The organism is Actinoplanes oryzae, from assembly GCF_030757795.1.
In the GTDB taxonomy this organism is placed as follows: Bacteria; Actinomycetota; Actinomycetes; order Mycobacteriales; family Micromonosporaceae; genus Actinoplanes.
This window is the reverse complement of record NZ_JAUQWH010000038.1, coordinates 24,554-49,709: the sequence shown is the minus strand read 5'-3', so window position 1 is coordinate 49,709 and position 25,156 is coordinate 24,554. Positions and strand designations below refer to the sequence as shown.

Genomic DNA, 25,156 nt, shown 5'->3' with positions numbered 1-25,156 from the left:
TGCCGATCGACAAGCCGTACCTTGCCGATCGGCAAGGAGGCGCTCGACAACGAGGGTGAGGACCGATCGTGAAGAGTCGTCTGCTCGACCGTCTGCTGCTCGCCGCCCGGGTGGACGCGGTCGCACCGCTGGGCCCCCGGCTGCGGCTGATCACGCTGACCGGGCCCGATCTGGCGGGACTGGACTGGGTGCCCGGCCGGCACGTGCGGCTGCAGCTCGCCCCGGGGCCGGCCGCCGTCGACTGGCTGGTCGGCACGCTGCGCACGTACACGGTGTGGAGCTATGCGGACCGGACCATGGAGCTGGTCGTCTTCGACCACGGCAACGGCCCCGGCGCCGAGTGGGCCCGCACCGCCCGGCCGGGCGACGAGCTGATGCTGATGAGACCGCAGGGCACCTTCGTCACCGCCCCGGCGCCGTACCATCTCTTCGCCGGGGAGGAGACCGCGCAGGCCGCCTACGGTCCGATGCTGCGGGCGCTGCCGCCCGGCGCCCGGGTCTTCGGCCGGTTCGAGGTCGACTCCCCGGACGAGCGGCTGGACCTCCGGCCGGGCGGCGACCTGGAGTGGAGCTACCGCCGGGGCCGGTCCGCCGCCTCCTCCGAGACGCTGGTCGAGGCCGTCCGGGGGCTCGAGCTGCCCGCCGAGCCCGGCCGCGCCTACCTGGCCGGGGAGGCCCGGACGATCCAGCTGGTCCGCCGCCACCTGGTCGAGGAGCGCCACTGGCCGCGCCGCAACGTGATCACCAAGCCGTTCTGGACCCCCGGCCGCAAGGGGATGGACTGACTACCGCGGCGCGGGCCCCCGGTTCCACCACAGCGACAGCCCGGCGCCGCCGAAGACGAGCAGGACGCCGGCGAGGATGAACCAGACCGTGATCTCCTGGTCCTCCTTGTGCAGGCCGAACTCCTTGGGCAGGTCGCCCAGCACGTCGCCGAGCTGGTCCGCGTCCTCGGCCTTGAAGTAGCGGCCGCCCGTGGTGTCGGCGACCTGCGTCAGGGCCTCCTCGTCGATCTCCTGGATGCGGCCGCCGCCGAACCCGCCGCCCCCGAACCGCCCGCCGCCGAAGGTGTCGCTGCCGACCTGGTCGGCGCTGCACACCATCGGGGCCGGGTTGGTGGTGCCGAAGCCGATGGTGAACACCCGGACGCGCCGCGCGGCCGCCTGTTCCGCTGCCGTCGCGGGGTCCACGCCGGTGCTGTTGGCGCCGTCGGTCAGCACGACGATCGTGTCCGGCTCGTAGTCGCCGTCCGCGCCCGGCGGGACGTCGCCGAGGTCCACGCCGGTCGCCGCCACGTCGGGGTTGGTCTCCGCGATGGCGTCCAGCGAGGTGAGGATCGCCTGCCCGATGGCGGTGCCCCGGGCCGTCGTGAGGGTGTCGAGCGCGTCGAGCAGCTGGTCCTTGTCGGTCGTGGGGGAGACGAGCAGCCCCGCGATGCCGGAGAAGGCGACGAGCCCGATCTTCGTGCCGTCCTGCTGATTGCTGACGAAGTCGCGGGCCGCGTCGATCGCCACGGTCATGCGGTTCGGGGCGATGTCCGTCGTACACATGGAGCCGGACACGTCGATCGCGAGCAGGATCGACGTGTCGTTGGCCGGCACCGACACCGACGCCTGCGGGCGGCCCGCGGCGGCGGCCAGGGCGAGCAGGCCGGTCAGGAAGAGCCACACCGGGATGCGGCGGCGCCAGGCGGTCCGGCCCGGCAGCGCGGCGCGGATCAGGGCGACGCTGGGCACGATCACCGCGGCCCGCTTGCGGCGGCGGGCGAGCCACCATCGGGCCAGCAGCAGCACGGGTACGGCCAGCAGGGCGAGCAGCGCCCACGGCCAGCTGAACGACATCAGACGAACCTCCCGTGCCAGAACATGCCGAGCAGCCCGCCCGCGAAGAGCAGCAGCAGCCCCGCCGCGGCGATCGGACCGGTCAGCTCGAGCGGTTCCTTCTCGGTGGTCAGCCGCAGATCGATCGACTTGGTCGTGTCGTTGAGCGCCGCCGCGTCGCCCGCCGCGTGGTAGGCGCCCCCGCTGACCTGCGCGACCGCGCTCAGCAGCGACTCGTCGAGCGCCGTGTTCAGCTGGTAGCCGTCGACCTCGACCGTGGCGCCGCGGGCGGTGCCCACGCCGACGGTCTGGATCCGCACGCCGGCGGCTGCCGCCAGCTCGGCCGCGGCTTCCACGTCGGGCCCGCCGGTCTCCTGCCCGTCGGAGAAGACCACGATCGTCGCGGAGGGCCAGTAGCCCAGCGAAGGAGCGGCCGCGCCGTCCTGGGGCAGCGCGACCGGCTTGCCGACGACCGCGCCGAGCGCGACGAGGATCGCCTGCCCGAGCGACGTCCCGCCGCCGGGCTTGAGCCGGGCGATCGCCGCGCTCACCGCCTGCCGGTCGTCGGTCGGCGCCTGGGTGAGCAGCGCCTGGTCGCCGAAGGGCAGCACGCCGATGTCCACGCTGTCCGCCTGCGCCGCCACGAACTCGTTCGCCGCGGCCTGCGCGGCGCCCAGCCGGCTCGGCTGCACGTCGGTCGCGGACATGCTGTTCGACACGTCGAACGCGAGGACCACGGTCCCCGCGCGGTGCGGCACCGCCACGTCGGCCTGCGGGCGCGCCAGGCCGATGAGCAGCACCGGCAGGGCGACGAGCAGCAGCACGTACGGCAGATGGCGCCGCAGCACCGCCCGCCGCGAGCGGTCCGGGGTGAAGCCCGCGCCGGTCCAGGCCGCGGTCCGCCTGCGCTGCACCAGCACGTACGCCCCGGTGGCCGCCGCCGTGACGAGCACGGCGACCAGGAGGATCAGTGGCTGCTGGAAGCTCATCGGCGCACCCCCGAGCGGTGGACCATGGCGAGCAGCGCGCCGAGCAGGTCCTGGTCGGTGGTGACGTGGTGCGGGGCGACCCCGGCGCGGCGCATGCTCCCGGCCAGCTCCTCCTCGCGCGCCCCGACCTGCTCGGCGAGGCGGCCGCGCAGCAGCGGGTCACTGGTGTCGACGAGCACCTGCTCGCCGGTCTCCGCGTCCTGCACCAGGATCAGGCCCAAATCGGGCAGCTCGTGCTCGGCCGGATCGGTCACCCGGATCACGACGACCTCGTGCCGGTGGGCCAGCCGGGCGAGCGGGCGGTCCCAGCCCGGCTCGCCGATGAAGTCGCTCATGACGAAGATCAGGCTCCGCCGCCGTACGGTCGTCGCGGCGGCCAGATCGAGCATGGCGGCCAGATCGGTGCTGCCCTGCGCCGCCCCCGGTGCGCTCAGCAGTTCGCGGGTGATGCGCAACACCTGGTTGCGTCCCGTGCGCGGCGGGATGATCCGGTGCGCCGCGTTGTCGTACAGGATGGCACCGATCCGGTTGCCGCCCTGCGCGACCAGCCGGCCGAGGCTGACCGCGAGCTCGGTCGCGACGCCCTCCTTGCCCGGCTCCGCCCCGAACCTCATGGAGGCGGACCGGTCGATCACGAGCCAGGCCGTCAGCTCGCGGTCCTCGGTGTACTGGCGGACGAACGGCTCGTCCAGGCGCGCGGTCACGTTCCAGTCGATGTGCCGGACGTCGTCCTCCGGCGTGTAGGCGCGCAGGTCCGTGAAGTCGATGCCGGTCCCGTGCCACACCGTCCGGTAGGCGCCCTGCAGCCGGCCGTCGAGCCGGCGGCCCAGGCGCCACTCGAGGCGGCGCAGCAGCTTCTCGGGTGCTCCCGCCATGACTCAGCGGCCCCGCCCGGCGGGCTCGGGCGCCGCCACGTTCGCCACGATCTTCTGCAGGATCAGGTCGGGCGTGACGTCGTCGCTCAGCGCCTCGTAGCTGAGCACCAGCCGGTGGCGGAGCACGTCGAGGGCCAGGTCGTCGAGGTCCTCGGGCACGACGTACTCGCGGCCGCGCAGGTACGCGAGCGCCCGGCCGGCCTGCACGAGGCTGATCGAGGAGCGGGGGCTGGCGCCGAACTGCACGTAGCGGGCGAGGTCCGGCAGCCCCGCGCGGGCGGGGTCCCGGGTGGCGTGGGCGAGCAGGACGGCGTACTCGATCAGGGAGGGGTCGACGTAGACCTGGTCGGCCTGCTGCTGCAGGGTGACCAGCGTCTCGGGGTCGATGATCCGCTGGATCGCGGCGGCCGGGCCCAGCGAGCGCTCGACGACCACGAACTCCTCGGTCACCGTCGGGTAGCCGATGAGCACCTTCATCATGAACCGGTCGACCTGCGCCTCGGGCAGCGGATAGGTGCCCTCGTTCTCGATCGGGTTCTGCGTGGCGAGCACCAGGAACGGGTTCGGCACCTTGTGCGTCTCCCGGCCGATGGTCACCTGCCGCTCCTGCATGACCTCGAGCAGCGCGCTCTGCACCTTGGCGGGGGCGCGGTTGATCTCGTCGGCGAGCAGCAGGTTGGTGAAGACCGGGCCGAGCGAGACCTGGAACTCGCCGGTCGGCTGGTGGTAGACCCGGGTGCCCAGGATGTCGGCGGGCACCAGGTCGGGGGTGAACTGCACCCGGTGGAACTGCCCGCCCACGGCCTCGGCCAGGGACTTCACGGCGAGGGTCTTGGCCAGCCCGGGCACGCCCTCGACCAGGATGTGCCCGCGGGCGAGCAGCGCGACCATGAGCCGCTCGAGCAGGACGTCCTGGCCGACGATGGCCTTCTTGACCTCGTAGAGCACCTTCTCGATCGGGCCGGCTTCGCTCTGGGCGTACGTCATGCGGTTGTCCTTTGGTCTCAGAGAGGCGGAGTCTGTCCGTCGCCCTCGCCGCCACCGCCGAGCGCGGTGCCGATGGGGACGGCGAAGCCGATGCCGATGAAGGTGCCGGCGCTGGTCGGGTTGGCCAGGGAGACGACGATGCCCACGACGGCGCCCTGGTCGTTGATCAGCGGCCCGCCCGAGCTGCCCGGGTTGACCGCCGCGTCGAACTGGATGAGCCCCCGCGTGGCGCCCTCCTGGTCGGCGGCCAGGTCGCGGTCGACGCCCGAGACGACGCCGTCGCTGGTGCTCATGGTCAGGCCGAGCGGGTTGCCGATCGCGACGACCTTGTCGCCGACCTGCACGCCGCCGCCGAGCGTCGCCGGCACCAGCGTTTCGGGCCCCTTCTGCGGGTCGAGCACGGCGATGTCGTTGTCCGGGTCGCTGCTCGCCACGGTCGCGGGCGACGTGGTGCCGTCGGTGTAGGAGACCGTGATGGCCCGCGCGTCGGCGACCACGTGCAGCGCGGTGAGGATCGAGCCGTCCGCGTTGGCGATGACGCCGGTGCCGATGGCGGACTCGGTCATGCTGGTGGCGTTCGCCTTGGCACCCCGGGTCGTCTCGATCCGGACCACCGAGGGCAGCAGCGTCTGGTAGACCTCGCCCGTGCTCAGCGGCCCCTGCGACGCGGAGGGGGACGGCCGGGCTGCCTGCTGCGGGGTGGCCTGCTCGCCGCCGCCGCGGGTGAACACGACGACGGTCAGGATCAGCGCCCAGGCCGCGACCAGCCCGATGCCGACGCGGCGCCGCAGCCGGGGAGTGTTCCACTCCCGCCGCCGGGGTTTGTCCGGTTCGGGCTCCGGACCGCTCCGCAGCACCGTCATCTCGGGACGCTCCATCACTTGAGCCTAGAAGCGTTACCTCAAAATTGACCGAAAGAAGATCATGCTATTTCGGTGACCACGTGATCACTTGCCGTTCGATAGGCTGCGATCCATGCATGTCGCTGTGGTCGGCGCGGGGCCGACCGGTCTCTACACGGCCATGGTGCTCGCCCGCCGGGGTCATCGCGTCACCGTCGTCGACCGCGACCCGGGCCCGGCCCCCGACGGCACCTGGGACCGGCGGGGCGTCATGCAGTTTCGCCACCCCCACGGGCTGCGGCAACAGGTCGCGGACGCGCTCGAGGCCGAGCTGCCCGACGTCAAGGACGCCCTGCTGGCGGCCGGGGCGTCGCTCACCATGCGGGGCTCGCAGGCCGTCGGGCTGACCTGCGGACGGCCGCTGTTCGAGCGGGTGCTGCGGGCGGCGGCCGTACGCGAGAAGGGCGTCACCCTCGTCACCGGTCACGCCGACGATGTCCTGCCCGCCGCCGGCCGCGCGGCGGGCCTGTACGTCGACGGCGCCCCCCTCGCCGCCGACCTGGTCGTCAACGCGTCCGGCCGGGCGGGGCGCTTCGCGGACACCCTGCGCGCCCCCCTCACCGAGAGCGACTGCGGAGTCGCCTACGTCGCCCGGGAGTACCAGCTGCTGCCGGGCGCCGCGCCGGGGCCCACCAGCGCGGCGGTCGGGCTCATCTCGCGCTTCGACGGCTACATCGGCGTGGTGTTCCTGCAGGACAACCGCACTGTGTCGGTCACCTTCACACACCTCACCACGGACACCGGGCTCGCCGCGGTCCGGCACCCCGCCGCGTACGAGGCCGTGGTGCGCGCCATCCCGGGACTCGCCGAATGGACCGACCCGGCCCGCACCCGCCCGATCTCGCGCGTGCTGCCCGGGGTGCGCCTGCGGAACACGTACCAGGGGCAGCTCGACCCGGACGGCCGCGTGGCCCTGCCCGGCCTGATCCACGCCGGCGACGCGGTCTGCACCACGAACCCGACCGCCGGCCGCGGCATCGCCACCTCGCTGCAGCAGGCCCGCCGGCTCGTCGAACTGCTCACCGAACACCCGGCCGACCTGGTCTCCCTGAGCCTCGCCTTCGACGACTGGTGCACCCGCCGGATCCGCCCGTGGTTCGACGACCACCGGGCGTGGGACCCCGACGCCGTACGCCAGCTGGCCGGCCACGACATCGACCTGTCGCGCCCCCTCACCTCGGGCCACATCGCCGCCGCGGCCGACGCCGACAAGTCCCTGCTGCCCCTGGTCCTGCCCTTCCTGTCGATGACCGGCCTGCCGTCGTCGCTGGCCGCCGCCGAGCCCCGCGCCCGCGAGCTCTACGAGTCCGGCTGGCGCCCGGCCCCCGTCCCCGGCCCCTCCCGCGACGACCTCCTGGCCCTCCTGGGCCGGGTGCACGCGGCGACATGACCGCCGGACGGCCGCGCGGTCGTGCGACGAGCCGCTGTCACCAGGCGACCGTGCCCAGGCGCAGGTGGCCGAACCCGTTCAGGTCGTCGCCGCTGAGCCAGGAGAACCACAGGGCGCCGCCCGGCGACAGCTCGGGGTGGCCCGCGATGGCGTAACAGCCCTGCGGCGGCGGGCATCCCTCCGGCACCTGCGCCGCCGGGCCGGGCGTCCACGGGCCGGCCGGGGTCGTGGCGCTCAGGATCCGGAAGTCGCCGCTGCCGTAGGCCGTCTGGACGATCATGCCGATCCGGCCCCCGTAGTCCGCCACGTGCAGCGACCCGGCGAAGGGCAGCCCGGCGACGTCCCGCGCCGCCGACCAGTCGGCCGTCCACGCCGTCCCGTTCCACCAGCGGTAGGCCGGCGCGGAGCTCCAGCTGCCGGCGGGAACGCGGGCCACCAGCACGCGGGTGGCATCGTAGGCGTACAGGTAGAGGTAGCCGTCGGAGCCGTACACCGGCGATCCGAGCCGCTGCGCCGTGGGCAACCCGGTCTGCGCCGAGGCGGCCGCGAACGGGGTGGCGGTCCGCGTGAACCGGTTCGTCGCGGGGTCGTAGACGGCCAGGCTCAGGCGCACCGCCGGCAATTGCCCGGTGACGCAGGTTTCCGCGTACGTGATCAGCAGCGTCGGCGTCCCCGGCACAGCGACCACCCCCGACGGCCACGACGCGGGGTAGCCTCCGCCGGAGCCGAGGTTCACGGGAGTGGGCAGGAACGGGGCCGGAGCGGTCTGCCCCGGCGCGGGTGCCGCCGGGGGAGTGGGCAGCTCCCGCAGCGCGGCCGGCGTCTGCCCCTGGGTGTACGGCCCGGCGGCCGCCGTGGTCCCGGCGATGAACGCGGGCCCGTTCCTCTGCCTTGCTGCCCGGCGCAGGTCCCCGGCTGCGGCACGTTCCGGTCGCCGTGACCTCAGCCGGCGCGACCGACCACCCGCCACACCCCGCCAGCGTCCGGCCATTGTGGAGCCGGGCCGGCGGGAGTGACAGCCGTCGTGCCGATCGTGCCAGGACTGGGGCCGTGGTGTCGGGAGCGGTTCTCAGGCGAGCGGCAGGACGACGCAGCGGCGGCAGCGGGCCTCGTACGTGTAGGTGCCGTCGTCCGGGAGCGCGGTCGACGGCGCCAGTTCGCGGATGAAGGGTTCGCCGTGCTCCAGGACCTGGGTGTGGGTCGCGTCGAGGGAGCGGCAGACGTCGCAGACCGCGCGGCGGTGGATGACCTTCTCGGGCGCCAGTTCCAGCAGCGCGCGGACCGGGGCGAAGAGCTTGCCGCGGTGGTCCAGGTCGATGCCGGCGACGACCACCTTGACGCCGCGGCGCACCGCCTCGCCGAGCACGGCGATGTCCTCGACCGTGAACATGTGCACCTCGTCGACGCCGATCACCTCCAGGCCGGCGTCGGCGGCGCCGGCGAGCGTGGTCGCCTTGACCGTCTGCAGGCTGCCGCCGGAGCGGGAGGTGACCGCGGTGTCGCGCCCGTGGCGGGCCGACTGGTAGACGCGGTGCGGGACGCCGGCGTGCTGCAGCGGGGACAGCAGGCTGATCATCTCCAGCGACTTGCCGCCCTTCATCGGGCCGAGGATCACGGTCAAATCCATGCCGCAGACCGTGCCATCGCGGCTCCGGCATGCCGCGGGCGGCCGTCGCTCTGGAGACGATCACCACAGCTCCCTATGGTGAGGGGATGGATCGTCCTGAATGGGTTCCCGCCGAGGTGGACATGGCTGTGCCGAACGCCGCGCGCGTCTACGACGCGGCCCTGGGCGGCACGCACCACCTGCCGGTCGACGAGGAGATGCTGCGCGAGGCCGAGAAGCTGTTCCCGAACGTCTCGGAGCTCGCCCACGCCAACCGCGCGTACCTGGGCCGGGCCGTGCGTTTCCTCGCCGCTCGCGGCATCCGGCAGTTCCTGGACATCGGCTCCGGCATCCCGTCGGTCGGCAACGTGCACGAGATCGTGCCGGACCTGCGCGTCGCCTACGTCGATCTCGATCCGGTCGCCGTCCTGCACGGGCAGCGGCTGCTCGCGGACGATCCGGCGGCGGTGTTCGTCCGGGGCGACCTGCGCCGGCCGGACGAGATCCTCGACGATCCGGACGTCCGCCGGGTGATCGACTTCGCCGAGCCGGTCGGCCTGCTGCTCGTCGCCGTGCTGCACTTCGTCCCGGACGCCGACGACCCGGGCGCGCTCGTGGCCCGCCTGCGGGACCGGCTGGCGCCCGGCAGCCACGTCGCGATCTCGCACGGCACGCTGCTGGAGGACGCGACCGAGGCGATCCAGGGCGTGGGCGACCTTTACCGCCGGACGCCGCTGCCGTTCTTCGTCCGCAGCCCGCAGCAGGTCGCCGACCTGCTCGACGGCTGGGACCCGCTGCTGCCCGGCGTCGTGCCGATCAGCGACTGGCATCCCGAGCTCGACGACGAGGTCGTCCCCTGCCCGATGATCCTGGGAGCCGTGGCCCGCCGATGAGGAGCGCTCAGTGGTACGCGGGCGACCTGCGCAACAGCTACATCCACCGCGCCTGGATGCGCCGCGGCCTGCCCGCCGACGCCTTCGACGGCCGCCCGCACATCGCGATCGCCAACACCGCCTCGGATCTCACCCCGTGCAACGCCCATCTCGACGAGGTGTCCCGCAGCGTCGCCGACGGCATCACCCGGGCCGGCGGCATCGCTCTCAACCTGCCGGTGGTGTCGCTCGGCGAGACCCAGGTGCGCCCCACCGCGATGCTGTGGCGCAACATGGCCGCGATGGCGATCGAGGAGATGCTGCGCGCCAACCCGATCGACGGCGTCGTCCTGCTCGGCGGCTGCGACAAGACGATCCCCGCGCTGCTCATGGGCGCCGCGTCGGTCGACCTGCCCGCGGTGGTCGTGCCCGGCGGGCCGATGCTGACCGGCACCTTCCGCGGCGTGCCCCTCGGCTGCGGCACCGACGTCTGGAAGCTCTCCGAGGAGGTGCGCGCCGGCACCCTGAGCGCGGCCGAGTTCCAGCGCTCCGAGTCCTCGATGATCAGGAGCAAGGGCCATTGCAACACCATGGGTACGGCCTCCACGATGGGCCTGCTCGCGGAGGTCCTCGGCATGACGCTGCCCGGGGTCGCGGGCACCCCGGCCCCGGACAGCCGGCTGCTGGAGGCCGCGCACGCCACCGGTGTCCTCGCGGTCGAACTGGTGGAGAAGGAGGTCCGGCCGAGCCGGGTCCTGTCCCGTGGCTCGTTCCTCAACGCGATCGTCGCCCTCGCCGCCCTGGGCGGATCCACCAACGCCGTCGTCCACCTGCTCGCGATCGCCGGCCGTCTCGGCATCGACCTGACGCAGGACGACTTCGACCGCGCCGGCGCCGGCGTGCCCCTGCTCGTGGACCTGCTCCCGGCGGGCCGCTTCCTGATGGACGACTTCTACCGCGCCGGCGGCCTGCACGCCGTCCTCGCCGAGATCCGTGACCTGCTGGACCCCACCGCGCTGACCGTCACCGGCCGCCCGCTGATCGAGCACCTCGGCGACGCCCGCGTCCACGACCGCGAGGTGATCCGCCCTCGCGCCGAGCCGCTGCAACCGCACGCCGGCATCGCCGTCCTCTACGGCAACCTCGCCCCCTCCGGTGCCGTCATCAAGCCGGCCGCCGCGTCTCCCCGGCTGCTCAGCCACCGCGGTCCGGCCGTCGTCTTCGACTCCGTCGAGGACCTGCACGCCCGCCTCGACGACCCGGACCTGCCGGTCACCGCCGACTCGGTGCTGATCCTGCGCGGCTGCGGCCCGCGCGGCTACCCGGGCATGCCCGAGGTCGCCAACCTGCCGCTGCCCGCCAAGCTGCTGGCGCTGGGCGTCCGCGACATGGTCCGCATCTGCGACGGGCGGATGAGCGGCACCGCGTACGGCACGGTGGTCCTGCACGTCGCCCCGGAGGCCGCCGCCGGTGGCCCCCTCGCCAAGGTCCGCACGGGCGACTACATCACCCTGGACGTCGCCAACCGCCGCCTCGACGTGGACGATCCCGGCTTCCTCGACCGCGAGCCGGCGCCCGAGGCCGTGCGGGCCTTCGCCGCCCCGGTCCGCGGCTGGGAGCGCCTCTACGTCGACACCGTCACCCAGGCCGACACCGGCGCCGACCTCGACTTTCTCCGCGGTGCCACCGGCTCCGAGGTGCCCCGCGAATCCCACTGAGGCATGGGCCCGGCGCCGTGCGGTGCCCTGCCCCATTTCCCGGTCAACGGCCGGCCGGCCGTCGGCGGCGCGCCCGGTGCCGCCGCCCGTCCGGGGCGGCGGCACGGGGACACGGGGTCAGGACGCCGGGTGGGAGATGATCTCGAGCTGGGGTGCGGGGTCGGTGGCGGTCTGGGCGATGACGAACAGGCGTTTCCGGTCACCGGACCAGGCGACCCCGCGCGGGGCCACCAGGTCGCCGGAGTCCAGGTCGAACGCGTTGACCGGGACCGATCCGCCGTCCTCGTAGACGAAGACGTCGTCCGCTCCGCCGGTGGTGCGGCCGATGGCCAGGAAGGCGTTGTCGGGTGAGACGGCCACCGCGTCGGGCCGGAAGCCGGTCGGGTACGCGCCGCGGCGGGACAGGTCGCCAGGAGCGAATGCCTCGGCGTGGTCACGGGAGCCCGACGCCGTGTAGAACGTCGCCGCGTCGGGGGCCACGCTGATGTCGGCGAGGCCGGCGCCGACCACGTCACCGGTGGCTCCGGCGCTCAGCGCTCCGCCGGACACGGTGAACACCCGGACGGTGGACAGGCTGAGCGACAGCTGACCCGCCACCAGAGGACCTGCGTCGGCGGTGACGGAGGCGAGCAACGGTGCCCGCTGGAAGAGGGCGTCACCCTGCTGGTCGAGGGTGACGGCCGGTGGGGTCAGCGCCGTGTCGAGTTTGCCGATCTTGCCCGTCCAGTCGCTGTCGCAGCCGTAGCCGAACCAGATCACCGAGCCCGTACGGGCCAGGTGCGTCGGGCACAACTGCGAGCCGACCGGGAACCGGGCGGTCTCGGCGAGCGTCGTCGTGTCGATGACCGAGATGGCGTCGCCGGAGGCCAGCGCGACGTACAGGCTCTTGCTGTCGGCGGACAGCGCCAGGCCGGTGGCGCCGGACTGACCGTTGATGCTCTTCTTCACCTTGCCGGAGAAGTCGGTGACCACGACGCCGTTGGTGGTCGGGCCGCCGCTGACGAACACCCGCTGGTGGACGTCGTCGACCGCGATGTCGCCGTAGTTGGGCAGCGGCAGGCTGCCGGACGCGGCCCGGGCGGGCGACGGCGCGGTCAGCACCGCCGTGGCCGCGGCCGCGCCGGCGATGCCGGCCAGCACCCTCCTGGTGATCCTGTGCATTGCTTCCCCCTCAGTCGGTATCGAGTACGACCGTCACGTGGCCGGCGAACGACCACGGTTCGACGAAGATCTGCACCGGTACGGGGCCCGGGCCCGCCCCCACCACGATGCGGCTCGTGTCCTCGGCGTCGGCGACGCTGAGCCGCCCGTAGGCGATCCGCACGTGGCCGTCGAAACACCGCTGACCGATGACCGGTGCGTCGGTGCCGTTCCAGATGTCCACGGTGACCGGGCCGACGACCGCGTTGCGCACCTTGACCATCACGGTGCCCGGCGACGCCGAGACGATTGCCGACGGATCCCCGTCCTCCCACAGCGGGGCGGGATCCGATCCGTCGTGGTCGCTGATCACCACGATGCCGTGCGGATAGCCGATCGTGAAGCTCGCAAGTTTTCTGGCCATGGTCAGCATTGTCGCGGCCCCTCACCGTCTCGGGACGTACAGGCCGGAGGGCAACCGCCGCATGCCCGGCGCGCGGCCCTGCACGACCTGGCTCGCGACGCCGCCCTGGCTGGCGCGGCAGGCGTCACAGTGCGGGAACAGCCGTTGCGGTGTGCCGGGCCGGACCAGCGACGTCACCGGCATGTGGTCGCCGATCCAGTTGCCGTTCGGCAGACCGGAGACCCGGGCGCCGCAGTGGTGGCAGCCGAACAGGTCGCCCAGCACGTTGATGACCCGCTGCTCGGCGTCGGTGACCTGACCGAACCGGGACGCCGGCACGGAGGCCTGGGCGAACGGGCCGGGCGACAACAGCTCGCACTTGCGCGCCGGGTTGGCGTTGTGGACCAGCACCGGTGTGTCCCCGGCCAGCACGTAGTACGTGTGCAGGCCGTCGACCGTGAGGTTGTGCACCCGCTGCGGTGCCGTCCACTCGCGGATCGACACCACCCGGGCCATGTCGCCGCGGCCGGTGCGCGTCCAGTCGCCGCGGGCCAGGTCGCCGGCGTCGACCCAGCGGCCCTGGTCGTCCACCCAGAACGGGTGGCCGGCGGTGGCGATCACCGTGGCGACGGCGGGGCCGCGCGCACCGTCGGTGTCGATGGCGACCTCGACGAGCTTCTTGACGCCCTGTCCGGTGATGGTGGCGGTGACCGCCCGGGCCTCGGTGCGCCCGGTCACCGGGTCGGTGGACAGCACCTTGTCGCCGGTGCGGATCTGCTCGATGGGCTTGCTGGTGCCGTCGGCCAGCACCACCGCCGTGCCGGGGGCGAAGCTGTTCGGCAGCGGGCAGCTGGCGCCACCGGCCGCGTCGGGGGCCTTCGGGGCTTCCGGCGCCTTCGGCGGAGCGGCCGGTGCCGCGGGCTGTTTCGGGGCGGGTGGGGCGCCGCCGGTCTTCGCCGGTGGGGCACCCCCGGCCGGGGCGCCGCCGGCCGGCTTGCCGGGCGCTGCCGGCACGTCCGGGCCGGTCTTCGCGGGCGGCGGCGCGACGTCCGGTGCCTTGCGCCCGGCGGTCGCCACGTCGTCGACGGCTTTCGTGCCGGTCTGCACCGCGTCGATGCCCTTGGCGGCGTACTTGCCGGCCTTGACCGCCGTCGCGCCATAGCCGACCAGCGGGATCGCGGACGAGAACGACAGGGCGGCGTCGACGTAGTTCCCCTCGGCGGCGTACCAGGCGCCGTTGGCCAGGTCGGCGACCTCTCCGACGACCGGGACCAGGCCGACCACGTCCAGGGCGCCGTGCCCGATGTCGCTCCACGACGGCCAGTGCCCGTCGAGGTCGATCATCGAGATCGGGTTGCCGCCGCCGAACGAATAGCGGTTCATCGTGTACGGGTTGGTGCTGAGGCTCAGATCCGCGAGCGCGCCGTTGTAGAGGTCGAGCGTGAGGAACCTGTTCTGCGCCGGGCTGTAGTCGCGGAAGCCCATGTCGTAGGTGCCCGACGCCGGGTCGAGGCGCTTGGTGTTGAACCGGTAGACGTTGTCCGGCTCGGCGTCCGGGTTGGCCGGGTCGGGCTTGTCGACGCCGGTGAACGAGGCGGTGTCGTCGCTGCCGTACGCCGTGTAGCCGTACGTGGAACGGTTGTCGCCGTCCTCGTCGGTGAGGCTCTCGACGTCGGACTTGGTGTTGTAGCCGTAGTAGGACTGCTCCCGCTCGCCGGTGGCCGGGGTGCTGATCTGGCTGAGCAGCTCGCCGAGCGGGGAGTACTGGTAGGACTTGCGCACGTCGCCGTCGACGCGCTCGGTGAGCACCTGCTCGGACAGGCCGAGATAGTCGAGCTGCGTGGTCTTCGCGTCGCCGCTGCCGGCCTTCGAGGTGCGGGTGACCGTACGGTCGAGCGGGTCGTACGCGTACCTGGTGGTGACCGCGGCCGCGCCGGTGCCCTGGCGGTGCTCGGACACGCGGTCGAAGCCGTCGTAGACGTGGCGTTCGGTCTGCTCGCCGCCGCTGCTCACCTTGCTGAGCCGGCCGAACGGGTCGTAGGCGTACTGGAACGTCTCGCCGTCGGCGGTGGAGGAGGCCAGCCGGTTGCGGTCGTACCGGAAGGTCGAGGTCTTGTCCTCCACGACCTGGCGGATCACGTTGCTGTTCGCGTCGTGCTCGTACGTCTCGGCCGACGCGTCGTTGCCGGTCTTGGTGACCTTGCGGATCCGGTCGCGCGGGTCGTAGTCGTAGGTGAAGACGTTGTCGAGGAACGCCGACTTGTTGTCGGCGTTCTGCACGTGGGCGGTGTCCCTGGTCTTGTGCGAGTTGGCGTTGTATTCCAGCTCGTGCTGGTTGACCACGGTGCCGCCGGACTTCTTCTCCACCTGGGTGCGCAGCAGCCCGTCGGCGTAGTAGGTGAAGTCGACCGTGTTGCCGTTCGGCTTGACCTGCCGGCGGATGTGCCCGCGCGCGGTGTAGTCGAACGTGCTCGTCCGCGCGTCGCCGCCGTCGGCCGCCGCGTTGACCACCTTGGTGACCAGGTCGCGCGGATCGTCGTAGGCGAAGGTCGCCCGCTGGTCGTCGTGGCGCCAGTCGAGGAGGTTGCCGTTCGGGTCGTAGCTGTAGCGCGTCGTGTTGCGCACGGTGCCGCCGTCGCGCTCCTCGACGCTGGTGGCCCGGTTCAGCTCGTCGTAGGCCACGGCGTACCGGTCGACACGGGCGCCGGAGCTGGTGTCGAGCAGCGCGGTGAGGTTGCCGTTCGGGTCGTACTCGTGGGTGAACGTCTTCTTCTCGGTGTCCGCCTCGCCGCTGTTGTCGCGGATCAGGCGCACCGCGTCGGCCACCACCGGACCGTCGGCCTGGGCGCTCAGCGTGATCGTGCGGCGGTTGTCCTCGGTGAACGCGTAGCGACCCAGGCTCACCCAGGCGCCGCCGTGCTGCGACTGGTCGACAGTGCGTTCGGTGCTGCCGCCGTTGTGTTCGACGGTGTACTTCGCGTCGGTGGCCGTGCCGCGCGGCGATCGTACGAAGACCTCGTAGGTGCCGTCGGCCGGAATGTCGGCCTTCCAGCTGTAGGACTGGGCGCCCGCGGCCGCGACCCGGTAGTCGAAGCCCTCGTAGCCGGTGTCGGACGTGAGCGTGTCCCAGGCCCCGGCGGCTTCGGTGTCGTTCGGGTCGGAGTTGTCGACGAGCACGGCGTGCTGCCCGACCGGGATGCCGTCGTCGGACCGCGACCGCACCTTGCCGTCCGGGAAATAGTCCCAGGTCATCGTGCGGGTGGACGCGCCGCCCGCACTGATGAGCGTGCGGTTGGTCTGCTCGCCGACCGCGTTGTAGTCGTAGTTGGCGGTGATGCCGAACGGGTCGGTGCTGCGCCGCAGCCAGCCGTTGTCGTAGTACGCGTTGCGGGTGACGGTGCGCACCGACTGGCCGTCCGAGGGCGGGTTGCTGACCTCGGTGAGCTGCCCGATCTCGTCGTAGCCGTAGAAGATCTTGTCCGGGGTGCCCACCCCGGTATCGCCGGTGTCGAACGGCAGATGCTCCTCGACCAGCCGGTTCACCGCGTCGTACACGTACGACTGGGCGAAGTCGTGCGGGTCGTCGGTGGTCTCCACCCCGCGCGGGGTCTCCGTGCGGATCGGGTTGCCGACCTGGTCGTAGAGGTAGCGGGTGGTGAAGACCCGGCCGCCGGCGTGCACGGAACGCACCTCGGACTGCATGCCGCGCTCGTCCAGGACGACGGTGCTGGTGTTGTTCTCCTCGTCGGTGGTCGACACGACCAGCCCGTCGTTGTCGTACGCGGTTCGGGCGGTGTGCCCGGCCGCGTCCGTGACGGCGGTGACCCGGCGGTTGAGATCGTAGGTGTAGCGGCTGGTCACGTCGTCCGGGTCCGCCGTGGCGTTGCGCTTCGGGTCGGTCACCGTCAGCAGGTTTCCGACCCGGTCGTAGGTGGCCGTGCTGCGCCCGCCGTCGGCGTCGACGGACTCGATGAGCTGGTCGACCTCGTCGTAGCGGTACGTGGTGACGAAGTCGTTGTCGTCGCCGGTGGTGAGCGTGCCCTTGGCCTCGGTCTGGCGGATCAGGTTGCCGACCGGGTCGTACACCGACGTGCTGGTCTTGGCCGGCCCGCCGGGGGTGTCCTTCGGCGCGGACACCGACACGACCTGGTCACGCTCGTCGTACCTGGCGGTCGTCACCGCGCCGTTCGCGCTGGTCAGCTGGATGATGTTGTCGTTGGCGTCGTACTTCGGCCCGGGCGTCACGATGACCTGCCCGGCGGCCTGGTCCTTCGGGACCCGGGTCAGCAGCGGCCGCTTGAAGATGTCGTACGTGAACGTCCGCGTGATCCGGCGGGCGTCGACAGTGGACGTGGTGTTGCCGGCCGCGTCATAGGTGAAGAAGCTCGCGCATCCCAGCGCGTCGGTGATGCGCCGCGGGTAGCCGTTGGCGTCGTAGTCGGCGTACTCGGTGGTGTGCCCGTTGGCATCGGTCGTGCGGACCAGATGGCCGAGTTCGTCGTACGCGTACCGGCTGGTGAAGTCGCCGTCCTGCGCGGTCGCCGTGCCCTTCGGGTCGGTCACCGCGACCAGGTTGCCGCGGTCGTCGTGGACGAACTGCCAGCGGCGGCCCGCCGGCGACACCTTGCCGGTCAGGTCGGCGACGAAGCCGTTCAGCTCGGTGCGGTATTCCAGCCGGGCCGGCGGCAGGTCGCGCGCGTTCGCCTCGGCGTCGCGGATCTCCAGCGGGTATCCGGTCTTCGGGTCGTAGACCCAGGTGGACAGCGCCTGATTGTCCTCGCGCAGCCGTACGACGTTGTTGTCGGCGTCCCACACCATCTCGGTGGTCTCGCCCTTGGCGTTGACGAGCTTGTCGGCACGGCCGAAGCCGTCGAGGCCCGAGGTGGTGGCATGGCCGTTCGCGTCGGTCACCACGGTGGTGACGCGCGAGCCCGCGGCGCCGTCCGCGTCGGCGTACGCGAAGGTGGTGCCGCGGTCGAGCCGGTCGCCGAACCGCTCGACGCGCCAGCGGTGGAACTCGTCGGATGTCGCGCCGTGGTAGCGGACGTTGCTCGCGTTGCCGTTCGGGTCGACGACGCGAACCAGCTTGGTGTTGCGCTCGCCCTGCGTGGCGTCGTAGAAGAAGCCGAACGCCTTGGGCTCGTTCGAGCCCGCGCCGTCGATGACCTCGGCGAGCTGGCCCTCGGTGGTGTAGGTGAACGTGATCGTCCGCCCGGAGACATCGGTGACGCTGCGCAACTGGTAGGTGATGGCGGCGTTGGCCAGGCTGGTGGCGGACTTCTTGACGGTGCCGTCGAAGTAGGAGTAGCTGTCACCCGGCTGGTAGTAGTCGAGAGTCAGCGTGCGCCGGCCGGTGGCGTCGGTCAGGTGGGTCAGCACAGCGGTGGTGCGGTTGTTGATGACACCCTGCACGTAGTGGAACGTCAGTTCGTTGCCGTTGCGGTCGACGCTCACGCTCTGCTGGCCACGCGCGTCGAAGAACATCGTCGTGCGGTCCGGCGACGTGATGGACCAGCGCCGCGCGTCGTCGGTGCCGGTGGTGCGCTGCAGCAGCAGGTTGACCCCGGCCGGGCTGTCGTAGCCGCCGGCCGCGTTGCGCTCGAAGATGTGCCCGGTGCCGTCGCCGTCGACGAGCGTCACCTGCGCCGGCTTGTCGCCGGGCCCGTCGAACTGCAGCGGCGACCCCAGCCGGTGCAGCGTCGAGGTGGACAGCGACCAGCCGTAGCCGAGGTAGGAGTTGGAGCTGTCCTGGCTGTTGTAGGCCAGCCGGACGAACGTGGCCAGGCCGCGGCTGGGGTTCGAGATCGGGGCGTAGTCGAACACGGCGTTGCCGGAGAACTGGTTGACCAGCAGCTGCGAGCCGGCGCCGGTGCCCCCGCCGGCGTAGTGGTAGAAGTTCTCCAGGCCGAGCTGGTCGGAGGTGGGGTGTTCCACGGTGACCGGCTGCTCGAGGAACGGTACGCCGGCGGTGTCGGAGAGCCACGTGCGCGCGATCCGGTCACGCAGGTCCCAGCGCAGCAGGAACTGTTCCCGGCTGTTGCCGATGTCGGCGCGCTCCGGCGCCTTCACCCGCGCGTCGACAGTGACGCTCGCGCCGGGGGCGAGGTCGGCGGGCAGGGCCGTCTCGAGCCGGTTGCCGTTCTCGGTGGCGTCCTTGCCGTCGGCCAGCGCCCACCGGTACGACAGGACGTACGTCGCCGCGGGCAGCACCTGCGCCGTCGGGTTGACCACGGTCACCCGGACCAGGTATTCGTCGCCGGGGATCATGCGGCGCGGCGCGTCGGGCGCGGAGTAGGCCGGGGCGGTAGCCGCCGTCGCGGCCACCCGCAGGGCCCGGGCCGCCGGTGCCTGCCGGAGCACGGCGGCGACCGGGGTGGTGCCCGGTGCACAGGATGCCGCGGCGGGCCGGACATCGCCGGCCGGTGCCCGGGCCGGCGCCGCGGGTGCGGCCGAGACCGCGCGCGGGTGCGAGCCGAGCGCGGCGACCGTCACGGGTATGGTGGCGAACGCTATGATCTTTCGATAGAGCCCCACGTCATTCGTACCTTTCTGTCGACGCGCCACAGTGCCGCGTCACCGCCGGCGATAAATTGCCGTGGGCGCGCGCGTCAATGGCGCCGACGTGATAATCGGCGAATGAGGAAACGTTTATCCACACGCATTCCTGGAGCGGATGCGTGCGTGGCCGAGCGTCCTGAGCCTCGCGAGCCGCGAGCTGCCGGCTGCTGATCAGCCGGTGCAGACCTCCCCGTGATCCCCCGTCGAGCCGCGCCCCCGCGCGGCAAGCTTGGACATTAACGGGGCCTCAACGCATTGAACTCTATGAGTGCAGAGGTATTCACCATGTGAAGAGGGTCTTGTGATTCGGGGCGACAAAAGTTCGTGCAGCATGCAGGCCTTCGACGGCCATCAAAAAAGACGACCCGGCAGCCGCCGGGTCGTCTTTATGTCATAAAGGCGCAATCAGCGCAGGCGCGCCTCGATGGCCTCGATGATCTTCGGCCGGAGCTCGGCGGCACTGATCACCGCGTCGACCGAGCCGACCTCGACCGCGCGCTGGATGTTGTGAATGCGGTCGAACTCGGCGGCGACCTCACCCAGCTTCTCGGCGCGCACCGAGCCGCGCAGCTCGTCCAGCTCCGCGGAGAGCCCGGCCTTCTCGGTGCCGGTCGCCGCGGCCACACGCGCCTCCAGCTCCCGGATCCGCGGGTCCGCCGCCGTCCGGGCCTTGACGTCGCCGGAGAAGACGACCGCCGCGGCCGGGGCGCCGCCCAGCACCGAGGCGAAGGAGCCCTCCAGCGCCAGCACTGTCATGGCCGGGTTGAGCGCCTTGGAGAAGACGACGAACGCGCCGCCGTGGTAGCGCGAGATCACGCAGAAGACGATCGGGCCGCGGAAGTTGACGATCGCCCGGCCGATCTCGGCGCCGTACTCCAGCTGCAGCTTGCGCATCGACTCGGGGGAGCCGTCGAAGCCGGAGAGGTTGGCCAGCACGACCAGCGGGCGGTTGCCCGAGGCCGCGTTGATGGCGCGGGCGGCCTTCTTCGACGAGCGGGGGAAGAGCGTGCCCGCCGTGTACGTGTCCGGGCCGTCGGTGGGCGGGAACCCGCGCCGCGGCACCGACCGCGACTCGATGCCCAGCAGCGTGACCGGGATGCCGCCGAGGTGCACGTCCTGCACCGCCGCCGTCTCCGCGTCCGCCATGCCCGCCCAGCGCTCCAGCACCGGGAAGTCCTGGTCGGACACGGCCCGCATGACCGTCCGGATGTCGAACGGCTTCTTCCGGTCGGGGTTGTGCGCCGCCGAGAAGATCTGCCCGACCGTGGTGAAGTCCCCGGTCGCGTGCGGGAAGTCCGAGATGTCCCGGTCGACCGGGTCGGACGTGGTCGTGCGCCGCGGACCGGACTCGCCCGGGACCACGTACGAGTGCTCGTAGTAGGCCATGAGCACGTCGCGCGCCGCCGGCAGCGTGGGCGCCCAGTACTGCGCCTGCCCGTTCGGCCCCATCACCCGGTCGTAGCCGCCGATGCCGAAGTTGTCCTCGGCCGACACGCCGCCGGAGAAGTCGAGCGACTGCTTGCCCGTCAGCACCATCGCCGAGTCGGGCGTCATGACCAGGATGCCCTTGGTGTGCATGAGCATCGTGGCCTCGGCGTTCCAGTAGGGCTGGGCGCCCACGTTGATGCCCGCGACCACGATGTTGATCTCGCCGCCGTCCTGGGTGAACTCGACGATCCGCTTGAGCGCGGCGGCCACCCAGTCCATGTTCTCGGTGCCGGACTCCATGGAGATCCGGGCGCCGGCGGACAGCGCGTACCACTCCAGCGGCACGCGCATCTGCTCGGCCAGGTCCAGCGCGGCGATCACGCGGCGGCACTCCGGCTCGGACAGCGCGCCGAGCGCCTTGGTCGGGTCGCCGAGCAGCACCACGCGCGTGATGCCCTCCGGGTGCCGCGCGGTCGGGGTCGTCACCACGCCGGCGACGATGGCCGCCTTGTTCTGCCCCTTGGGCCGGTCGACGGGCTCCAGGACCCCCGAGGCGGCGAGGTCGTACTCGCGGAAGGACCCGAGCAACCCCGTCAGCTCGTACGGGTAGACGGTGTTGCGCGCCGCCGCCCGCAGCACCTTGAGCCGGTAGTCGTCCAGCGGCTCGACGGGCTCGTCGGTCAGCTCGCCGAACGTGACCTCCGCGCCGCCCGTGACGCCGAGCGCGATCCGCACCGACGTCTTCACCAGGGCACCCGTGCCGCGGTCCCGGCGGCGGGCGATGAACTGGATCTCCTCGAGACCCGCGCCGGCCGTCGTCGGGAGCACCCGGGCGGCGAGCGTCTCCACTTCCTCCTGGGTGATGTCGATGGGCGGCCACACGTACAGGACGATGCGGTTGGTGTTGAACCTCTGCTTCGACGCCCGGCGCGCCTGCGCACGGCGGATGGAGTCGAGGCAGGTCGCGATCGTGTCCTCGGCGGTGGGCAGGGCGACCAGGCGGCCGTCCTGCTCGCGCAGCTCGGTCAGGTCGCGGACCTGGGCGAAGGCGACGAGCCGGTCGTCGGACGGGTTGCCCTGCGCGACGGCCTGGAAGAGGTAGACCTCCTCGTCGGCCGCGCGCAGCCGGGTGAGGTCGAACTTGCGCCAGCGCTCCAGCTGCATGCGCTGCGCGATGTACGGGTGGATGCCCCGGATGAGCCGGTCCTCGACGCCGTCGCGGAACGTGAAGTGGTGGTGCATCACCGCGCCGTTGCGGCCGGCCACGGTGAACGTGATCCGGCCGGCCCCGGCCGGGTGCGCCCGCAGCACCTCCTGGAGGGCGGCGGCCATGGCGTCGAAGTCCTCCGACTGGTTCTCCCACGCCACGTAGATGTCGGCGGCGACCGCGTCCCCGAAGGCGGCCAGCCCGTCGAGCGCGCTGCCCAGCTCGTCGAAGCGCACCGCCGCGGAGACGATGGTCCCGTCCGTGCGCTCGGCCACCACGAACCGATCGGTCGTGCGCAGCGCGGTCAGGCTCTTGTTGCCGTAGTAGCGGCGGTTGAGCACCTCGAGCATGACCGTGTTGTCCAGGTCGGCCCGCAGGAGCCGCTGCCCGAGCAGCCGGACCAGCGGCTCGGTGCTGCGGACCATCTCGGCGATGCGGTCGCCCCGGTCCGCGGCCTGCGGGTCCGCGTCCAGGTGCCGCAGGTGGCGGCGCACGTCGGCGTACACGCGGGCGCGCTCGCGGCGCAGCAGCGGCTGGGCGAACCACGCGAAGACGACGCCCCGCGCGAGATCGGCCACCACCGGGAAGCGCACCTGCGTCGCGGCGACCAGGCGCTCCAGCGCGAGACCGGTCGGCTCGCGCAGAGCGTCCTCCGGCGGCGCCTCCGTCAGCCAGGTGCGCAGCACCGTCGTCACGATCCGGACGTCGGCGGCGGAGCGCTGCTGGGCCAGGAAGATGCGGAACACGGCCGACTCGAGGGCGGCCGAGCGCTCCAGCTCGGTCACGCCGTAGTGCCGCAGCACCTTGGTCAGCTTGGCCTGGAACGACGCCGGGAGCCCGGCGCGCTCGACGTCGAGGCTCTGCAGGTAGGTGTGGAAGAACTCGCGGGCGCTGTGCACGTGCGTGTCGCTCGCGGCGTCCTCGCCGGCGGGCCGGTTGCGGCTCAGCTCGGCCAGGTCGGCGAAGAGCGAGAGCAGCTCCAGCTCGCCCTCCAGCGGCCGCTGAGGGCCCCGGGCGGCGAGATAGCCCGCCAGCACCCGGCGCTCGTCGACCGGGTCGACGTCGTAGCCGAGCAGCAGGCTGCGCAGGTCCTCGAGGCCGCGGGAGAGCTGTTCACGCCCGGGGGACCGGGGCGCGGGCAGGTCCAGCTCGACCGCCTCGCCCGCCGCCTGCTCCGCCTCGGCGCCGTCGCCGAGCGGCTCGAGCCGCAGCAGCGGGGCGCCGCTCTCGACCTGGGTGCCCACCGCGACGACCAGCTCCTTGAGCCGGGCGCGGAAGGGCGCGCGCAGGACGTTCTCCATCTTCATGGCTTCGAGGACGAGCACCGGGGCCCCGGCCTCGACCTCCGCGCCCACGGCGAGCGGCGTGGCCACGACCAGCGCGGGCATCGGGGAGCGCAGCACGCCGCCCTCGTCCCGGCTGACCCGGTGCGTGACGCCGTCGACCTCGACCAGGTGGATCGGGCCGTGCGTGCCGGTGAGCAGCCGGTGGCGGCTGCCGTTGACGGTGATCTGGCCGGTGTGCGTGTCGTACCGGTCGAGCTCGACGTCGGCGGTGGCCATCTCGCCGCCCGCCTCGATGCCGACCCGGAACCGGTGGGCGCCGACCCGGGCGACCCGGATGCGGTAGCTCGCGCCGCGCAGCTTGAGGTCGAGCGGCGTGCCGCTGCGGTGCTGCACCTGTGGGCGGCCGCCGAACGCGGTGGAGAGCAGGCGCTGCCGCTCGGCGCGCTCCTCCTCCTCGTACGCCTCGATCGCCGCGGCCGCCAGCGCGACGGCCGAGTGGCGGTGGCTGACCAGGCGGCCCTCGGCGCGCACCCGGTCGATCCAGCCCGTGTCGGCGCTGCCGTCGATCACCTCGGGCTGGTCGAGCAGGTCGAGCACGAAGCTCTTGTTGGTCGCGCCGCCCTCGATGATGACCGTGGTCTCGGCCATCGCGCGGCGCAGGCGGGCGAGCGCCTCCTCCCGGTCGGCCCCGTACGCGATGATCTTGGCGATCATCGAGTCGAAGTCGGCGGGGATCGTGTCGCCCTCGCTCACGCCGGTGTCGACCCGGATGCCGGGGCCGGCGGGCAGGTCCAGGCGCACGATGCGGCCGGGGGAGGGGGCGAAGTCGCGGTCCGGGTCCTCGGCGTTGAGCCGCGCCTCGACGGCGTGCCCGCGCTCGGCCGGCGGCGTGCCCTCGAGCCGGTTGCCCGAGGCCACGTGCAGCTGCGCCTTGACCAGGTCGAAGCCGGTGGTCGACTCGGTGATCGGGTGCTCGACCTGCAGCCGGGTGTTGACCTCGAGGAACGCCAGCAGGTCCTCGCCGGGGTGGTAGAGGAACTCGACGGTCGCCGCGCCCCGGTAGCCCACGCGCACGGCCAGCCGCTCGGCCGACTCCTTGAGCTCGGTGATCCGGTTCGGCGGGAGCACCGGCGACGCGGACTCCTCGATGACCTTCTGGTTGCGCCGCTGCACGGAGCAGTCGCGCACGCCCAGCGCCCACGCCGTGCCCTGACCGTCGGCGATGACCTGCACCTCGACGTGCCGGGCGCCGGTGACCAGGCGCTCCAGGAAGACGATGCCGCTGCCGAAGGCGCGTGCCGCCTCCTGGGAGGTCCGCTCGTACGCGTCGGCCAGCTCGTCCGCGCTGCGGATGACCCGGATGCCGCGCCCGCCGCCGCCGGCCGTGGCCTTGAGCATCAGCGGGTAGCCGATCCCGGCCGCCGCCTCCGTGGCCGCCTCCAGGCTCTCGACCGCCCCGCGGCTCCACGGCGCGACGGGGACCCCGACCTCCTCGGCGATCAGCTTCGCGCCGATCTTGTCGCCGAGCTTGCGCATGGCGTCGGCGCTGGGCCCGACGAAGGTGATGCCGATCTTCTCGCACAGCTCGGCGAACGCCGGATCCTCGGCGACGAAGCCCCAGCCGACCCACGCGGCGTCCGCGCCGGACTCGACCAGCGCGTGCTCCAGGACCTTCAGGTCCAGGTACGGCCGGGCGGACGCGGGCCCCAGGTCGACGGCGAGATCGGCCTCGCGCACGAACGTGGCCGTCCGGTCGACGTCGGTGTACAGGGCGACGGTCTCGATCGGCTGTCCGGTCTCCGCGGCAAGATCCCGCACGGCGTGGATGAGCCGGACGGCGGCCTCACCGCGGTTGACGATGGCGACACGGCTGAACACCAGAACTGGCCCTCCTGAAGGCGGAACGATCTGTTGTCCACCTTTCCTCCTCCCGGCGCCCCGCGCCATGTCCACCACAGCGCGGGCCAGCCGGGCG

Annotated in this window: 15 protein-coding genes; 4 read left to right on the top strand and 11 right to left on the bottom strand. The window is 72.5% G+C overall.

All coding sequences use genetic code 11. The features are described from left to right. The first annotated feature begins 68 nt into the window (after window positions 1–68). Window positions 69–785, top strand: coding sequence for a siderophore-interacting protein (locus RBH18_RS15385; protein WP_306208193.1), 717 nt, complete (start codon window positions 69–71; stop codon window positions 783–785). On the opposite strand, the gene RBH18_RS15380 is transcribed toward RBH18_RS15385, so the two are convergent. From RBH18_RS15380 to RBH18_RS15360, 5 genes are read right to left on the bottom strand one after another with little or no spacing between them, the layout of a single operon-like run. Beyond that, window positions 786–1,841 (bottom strand): VWA domain-containing protein, encoded by a 1,056-nt coding sequence (locus tag RBH18_RS15380; RefSeq protein ID WP_306208192.1) that lies wholly within the window; start codon window positions 1,839–1,841, stop codon window positions 786–788. It lies immediately after the preceding gene. Beyond that, on the bottom strand, window positions 1,841–2,809 hold the full coding sequence (locus tag RBH18_RS15375) for a VWA domain-containing protein (RefSeq protein ID WP_306208191.1): 969 nt from the start codon (window positions 2,807–2,809) through the stop codon (window positions 1,841–1,843). Before RBH18_RS15375 ends, RBH18_RS15380 begins: the two co-directional genes overlap by 1 nt. Further along, window positions 2,806–3,684 carry a DUF58 domain-containing protein gene (locus tag RBH18_RS15370; protein ID WP_306208190.1) on the bottom strand — a complete coding sequence of 293 codons (879 nt, stop codon included), beginning with the start codon at window positions 3,682–3,684 and terminating at the stop codon, window positions 2,806–2,808. The genes RBH18_RS15375 and RBH18_RS15370 overlap by 4 nt, the downstream gene beginning before the upstream one ends. 3 nt (window positions 3,685–3,687) lie before the next feature. Continuing rightward, window positions 3,688–4,671 carry an AAA family ATPase gene (locus RBH18_RS15365; protein ID WP_306208189.1) on the bottom strand — a complete coding sequence of 328 codons (984 nt, stop codon included), beginning with the start codon at window positions 4,669–4,671 and terminating at the stop codon, window positions 3,688–3,690. 17 nt (window positions 4,672–4,688) lie between these two features. Beyond that, window positions 4,689–5,549: a S1C family serine protease gene (locus tag RBH18_RS15360; RefSeq protein ID WP_306208187.1), complete on the bottom strand. Its 861-nt coding sequence runs from the start codon at window positions 5,547–5,549 to the stop codon at window positions 4,689–4,691. A 97-nt stretch (window positions 5,550–5,646) separates the two neighbouring features. Between RBH18_RS15360 and RBH18_RS15355 the strand changes: the two genes are divergently transcribed. Continuing rightward, window positions 5,647–6,963, top strand: coding sequence for an FAD-dependent oxidoreductase (locus RBH18_RS15355; protein WP_306208185.1), 1,317 nt, complete (start codon window positions 5,647–5,649; stop codon window positions 6,961–6,963). Window positions 6,964–7,000: 37 nt separating this feature from the next. Here the strand turns inward: RBH18_RS15355 and RBH18_RS15350 are convergent, their stop codons facing one another. Both RBH18_RS15350 and RBH18_RS15345 read right to left on the bottom strand, forming a co-directional pair. After that, complete coding sequence (locus RBH18_RS15350; RefSeq protein WP_306208183.1) at window positions 7,001–7,642, bottom strand: hypothetical protein; 642 nt, start codon at window positions 7,640–7,642, stop codon at window positions 7,001–7,003. Window positions 7,643–8,032: 390 nt separating this feature from the next. Further along, complete coding sequence (locus tag RBH18_RS15345; RefSeq protein WP_306208181.1) at window positions 8,033–8,590, bottom strand: thymidine kinase; 558 nt, start codon at window positions 8,588–8,590, stop codon at window positions 8,033–8,035. An 86-nt stretch (window positions 8,591–8,676) separates the two neighbouring features. On the opposite strand from RBH18_RS15345, the gene RBH18_RS15340 reads away from it, so the two are divergent. Together RBH18_RS15340 and RBH18_RS15335 are read left to right on the top strand one after the other, a co-directional pair. Further along, window positions 8,677–9,462: an SAM-dependent methyltransferase gene (locus RBH18_RS15340; protein ID WP_306208179.1), complete on the top strand. Its 786-nt coding sequence runs from the start codon at window positions 8,677–8,679 to the stop codon at window positions 9,460–9,462. Continuing rightward, window positions 9,459–11,159: a dihydroxy-acid dehydratase gene (locus RBH18_RS15335; protein ID WP_306208177.1), complete on the top strand. Its 1,701-nt coding sequence runs from the start codon at window positions 9,459–9,461 to the stop codon at window positions 11,157–11,159. Before RBH18_RS15340 ends, RBH18_RS15335 begins: the two co-directional genes overlap by 4 nt. Window positions 11,160–11,276: 117 nt before the next feature. On the opposite strand, the gene RBH18_RS15330 is transcribed toward RBH18_RS15335, so the two are convergent. From RBH18_RS15330 to RBH18_RS15315, 4 genes are all read right to left on the bottom strand, one after another. Next, entirely contained in the window at window positions 11,277–12,320 is a 1,044-nt protein-coding gene (locus RBH18_RS15330; protein WP_306208176.1) for a YncE family protein, read from the bottom strand. A gap of 10 nt (window positions 12,321–12,330) precedes the next feature. Continuing rightward, window positions 12,331–12,723, bottom strand: a complete 393-nt coding sequence (locus RBH18_RS15325) for a hypothetical protein (protein WP_306208173.1) — start codon at window positions 12,721–12,723, stop codon at window positions 12,331–12,333. Between the two features lie 21 nt (window positions 12,724–12,744). Further along, window positions 12,745–19,236, bottom strand: coding sequence for a golvesin C-terminal-like domain-containing protein (locus tag RBH18_RS15320; protein ID WP_306208171.1), 6,492 nt, complete (start codon window positions 19,234–19,236; stop codon window positions 12,745–12,747). Between the two features lie 429 nt (window positions 19,237–19,665). Then, window positions 19,666–25,059 (bottom strand): ATP-binding protein, encoded by a 5,394-nt coding sequence (locus RBH18_RS15315; RefSeq protein WP_306208169.1) that lies wholly within the window; start codon window positions 25,057–25,059, stop codon window positions 19,666–19,668. Window positions 25,060–25,156: the final 97 nt, after the last annotated feature.

What these genes read in the sequence shown, in the direction of transcription:
- RBH18_RS15380 (WP_306208192.1), bottom strand. Translation starts at nt 1,841, where the DNA reads ATGTCGTTCAGCTGGCCGTGGGCGCTGCTCGCCCTGCTGGCCGTACCC.
- RBH18_RS15375 (WP_306208191.1), bottom strand. Translation starts at nt 2,809, where the DNA reads ATGAGCTTCCAGCAGCCACTGATCCTCCTGGTCGCCGTGCTCGTCACG.
- RBH18_RS15370 (WP_306208190.1), bottom strand. Translation starts at nt 3,684, where the DNA reads ATGGCGGGAGCACCCGAGAAGCTGCTGCGCCGCCTCGAGTGGCGCCTG.
- RBH18_RS15365 (WP_306208189.1), bottom strand. Translation starts at nt 4,671, where the DNA reads ATGACGTACGCCCAGAGCGAAGCCGGCCCGATCGAGAAGGTGCTCTAC.
- RBH18_RS15360 (WP_306208187.1), bottom strand. Translation starts at nt 5,549, where the DNA reads ATGGAGCGTCCCGAGATGACGGTGCTGCGGAGCGGTCCGGAGCCCGAA.
- RBH18_RS15355 (WP_306208185.1), top strand. Translation starts at nt 5,647, where the DNA reads ATGCATGTCGCTGTGGTCGGCGCGGGGCCGACCGGTCTCTACACGGCC.
- RBH18_RS15345 (WP_306208181.1), bottom strand. Translation starts at nt 8,590, where the DNA reads ATGGATTTGACCGTGATCCTCGGCCCGATGAAGGGCGGCAAGTCGCTG.
- RBH18_RS15340 (WP_306208179.1), top strand. Translation starts at nt 8,677, where the DNA reads ATGGATCGTCCTGAATGGGTTCCCGCCGAGGTGGACATGGCTGTGCCG.
- RBH18_RS15335 (WP_306208177.1), top strand. Translation starts at nt 9,459, where the DNA reads ATGAGGAGCGCTCAGTGGTACGCGGGCGACCTGCGCAACAGCTACATC.
- RBH18_RS15330 (WP_306208176.1), bottom strand. Translation starts at nt 12,320, where the DNA reads ATGCACAGGATCACCAGGAGGGTGCTGGCCGGCATCGCCGGCGCGGCC.
- RBH18_RS15325 (WP_306208173.1), bottom strand. Translation starts at nt 12,723, where the DNA reads ATGGCCAGAAAACTTGCGAGCTTCACGATCGGCTATCCGCACGGCATC.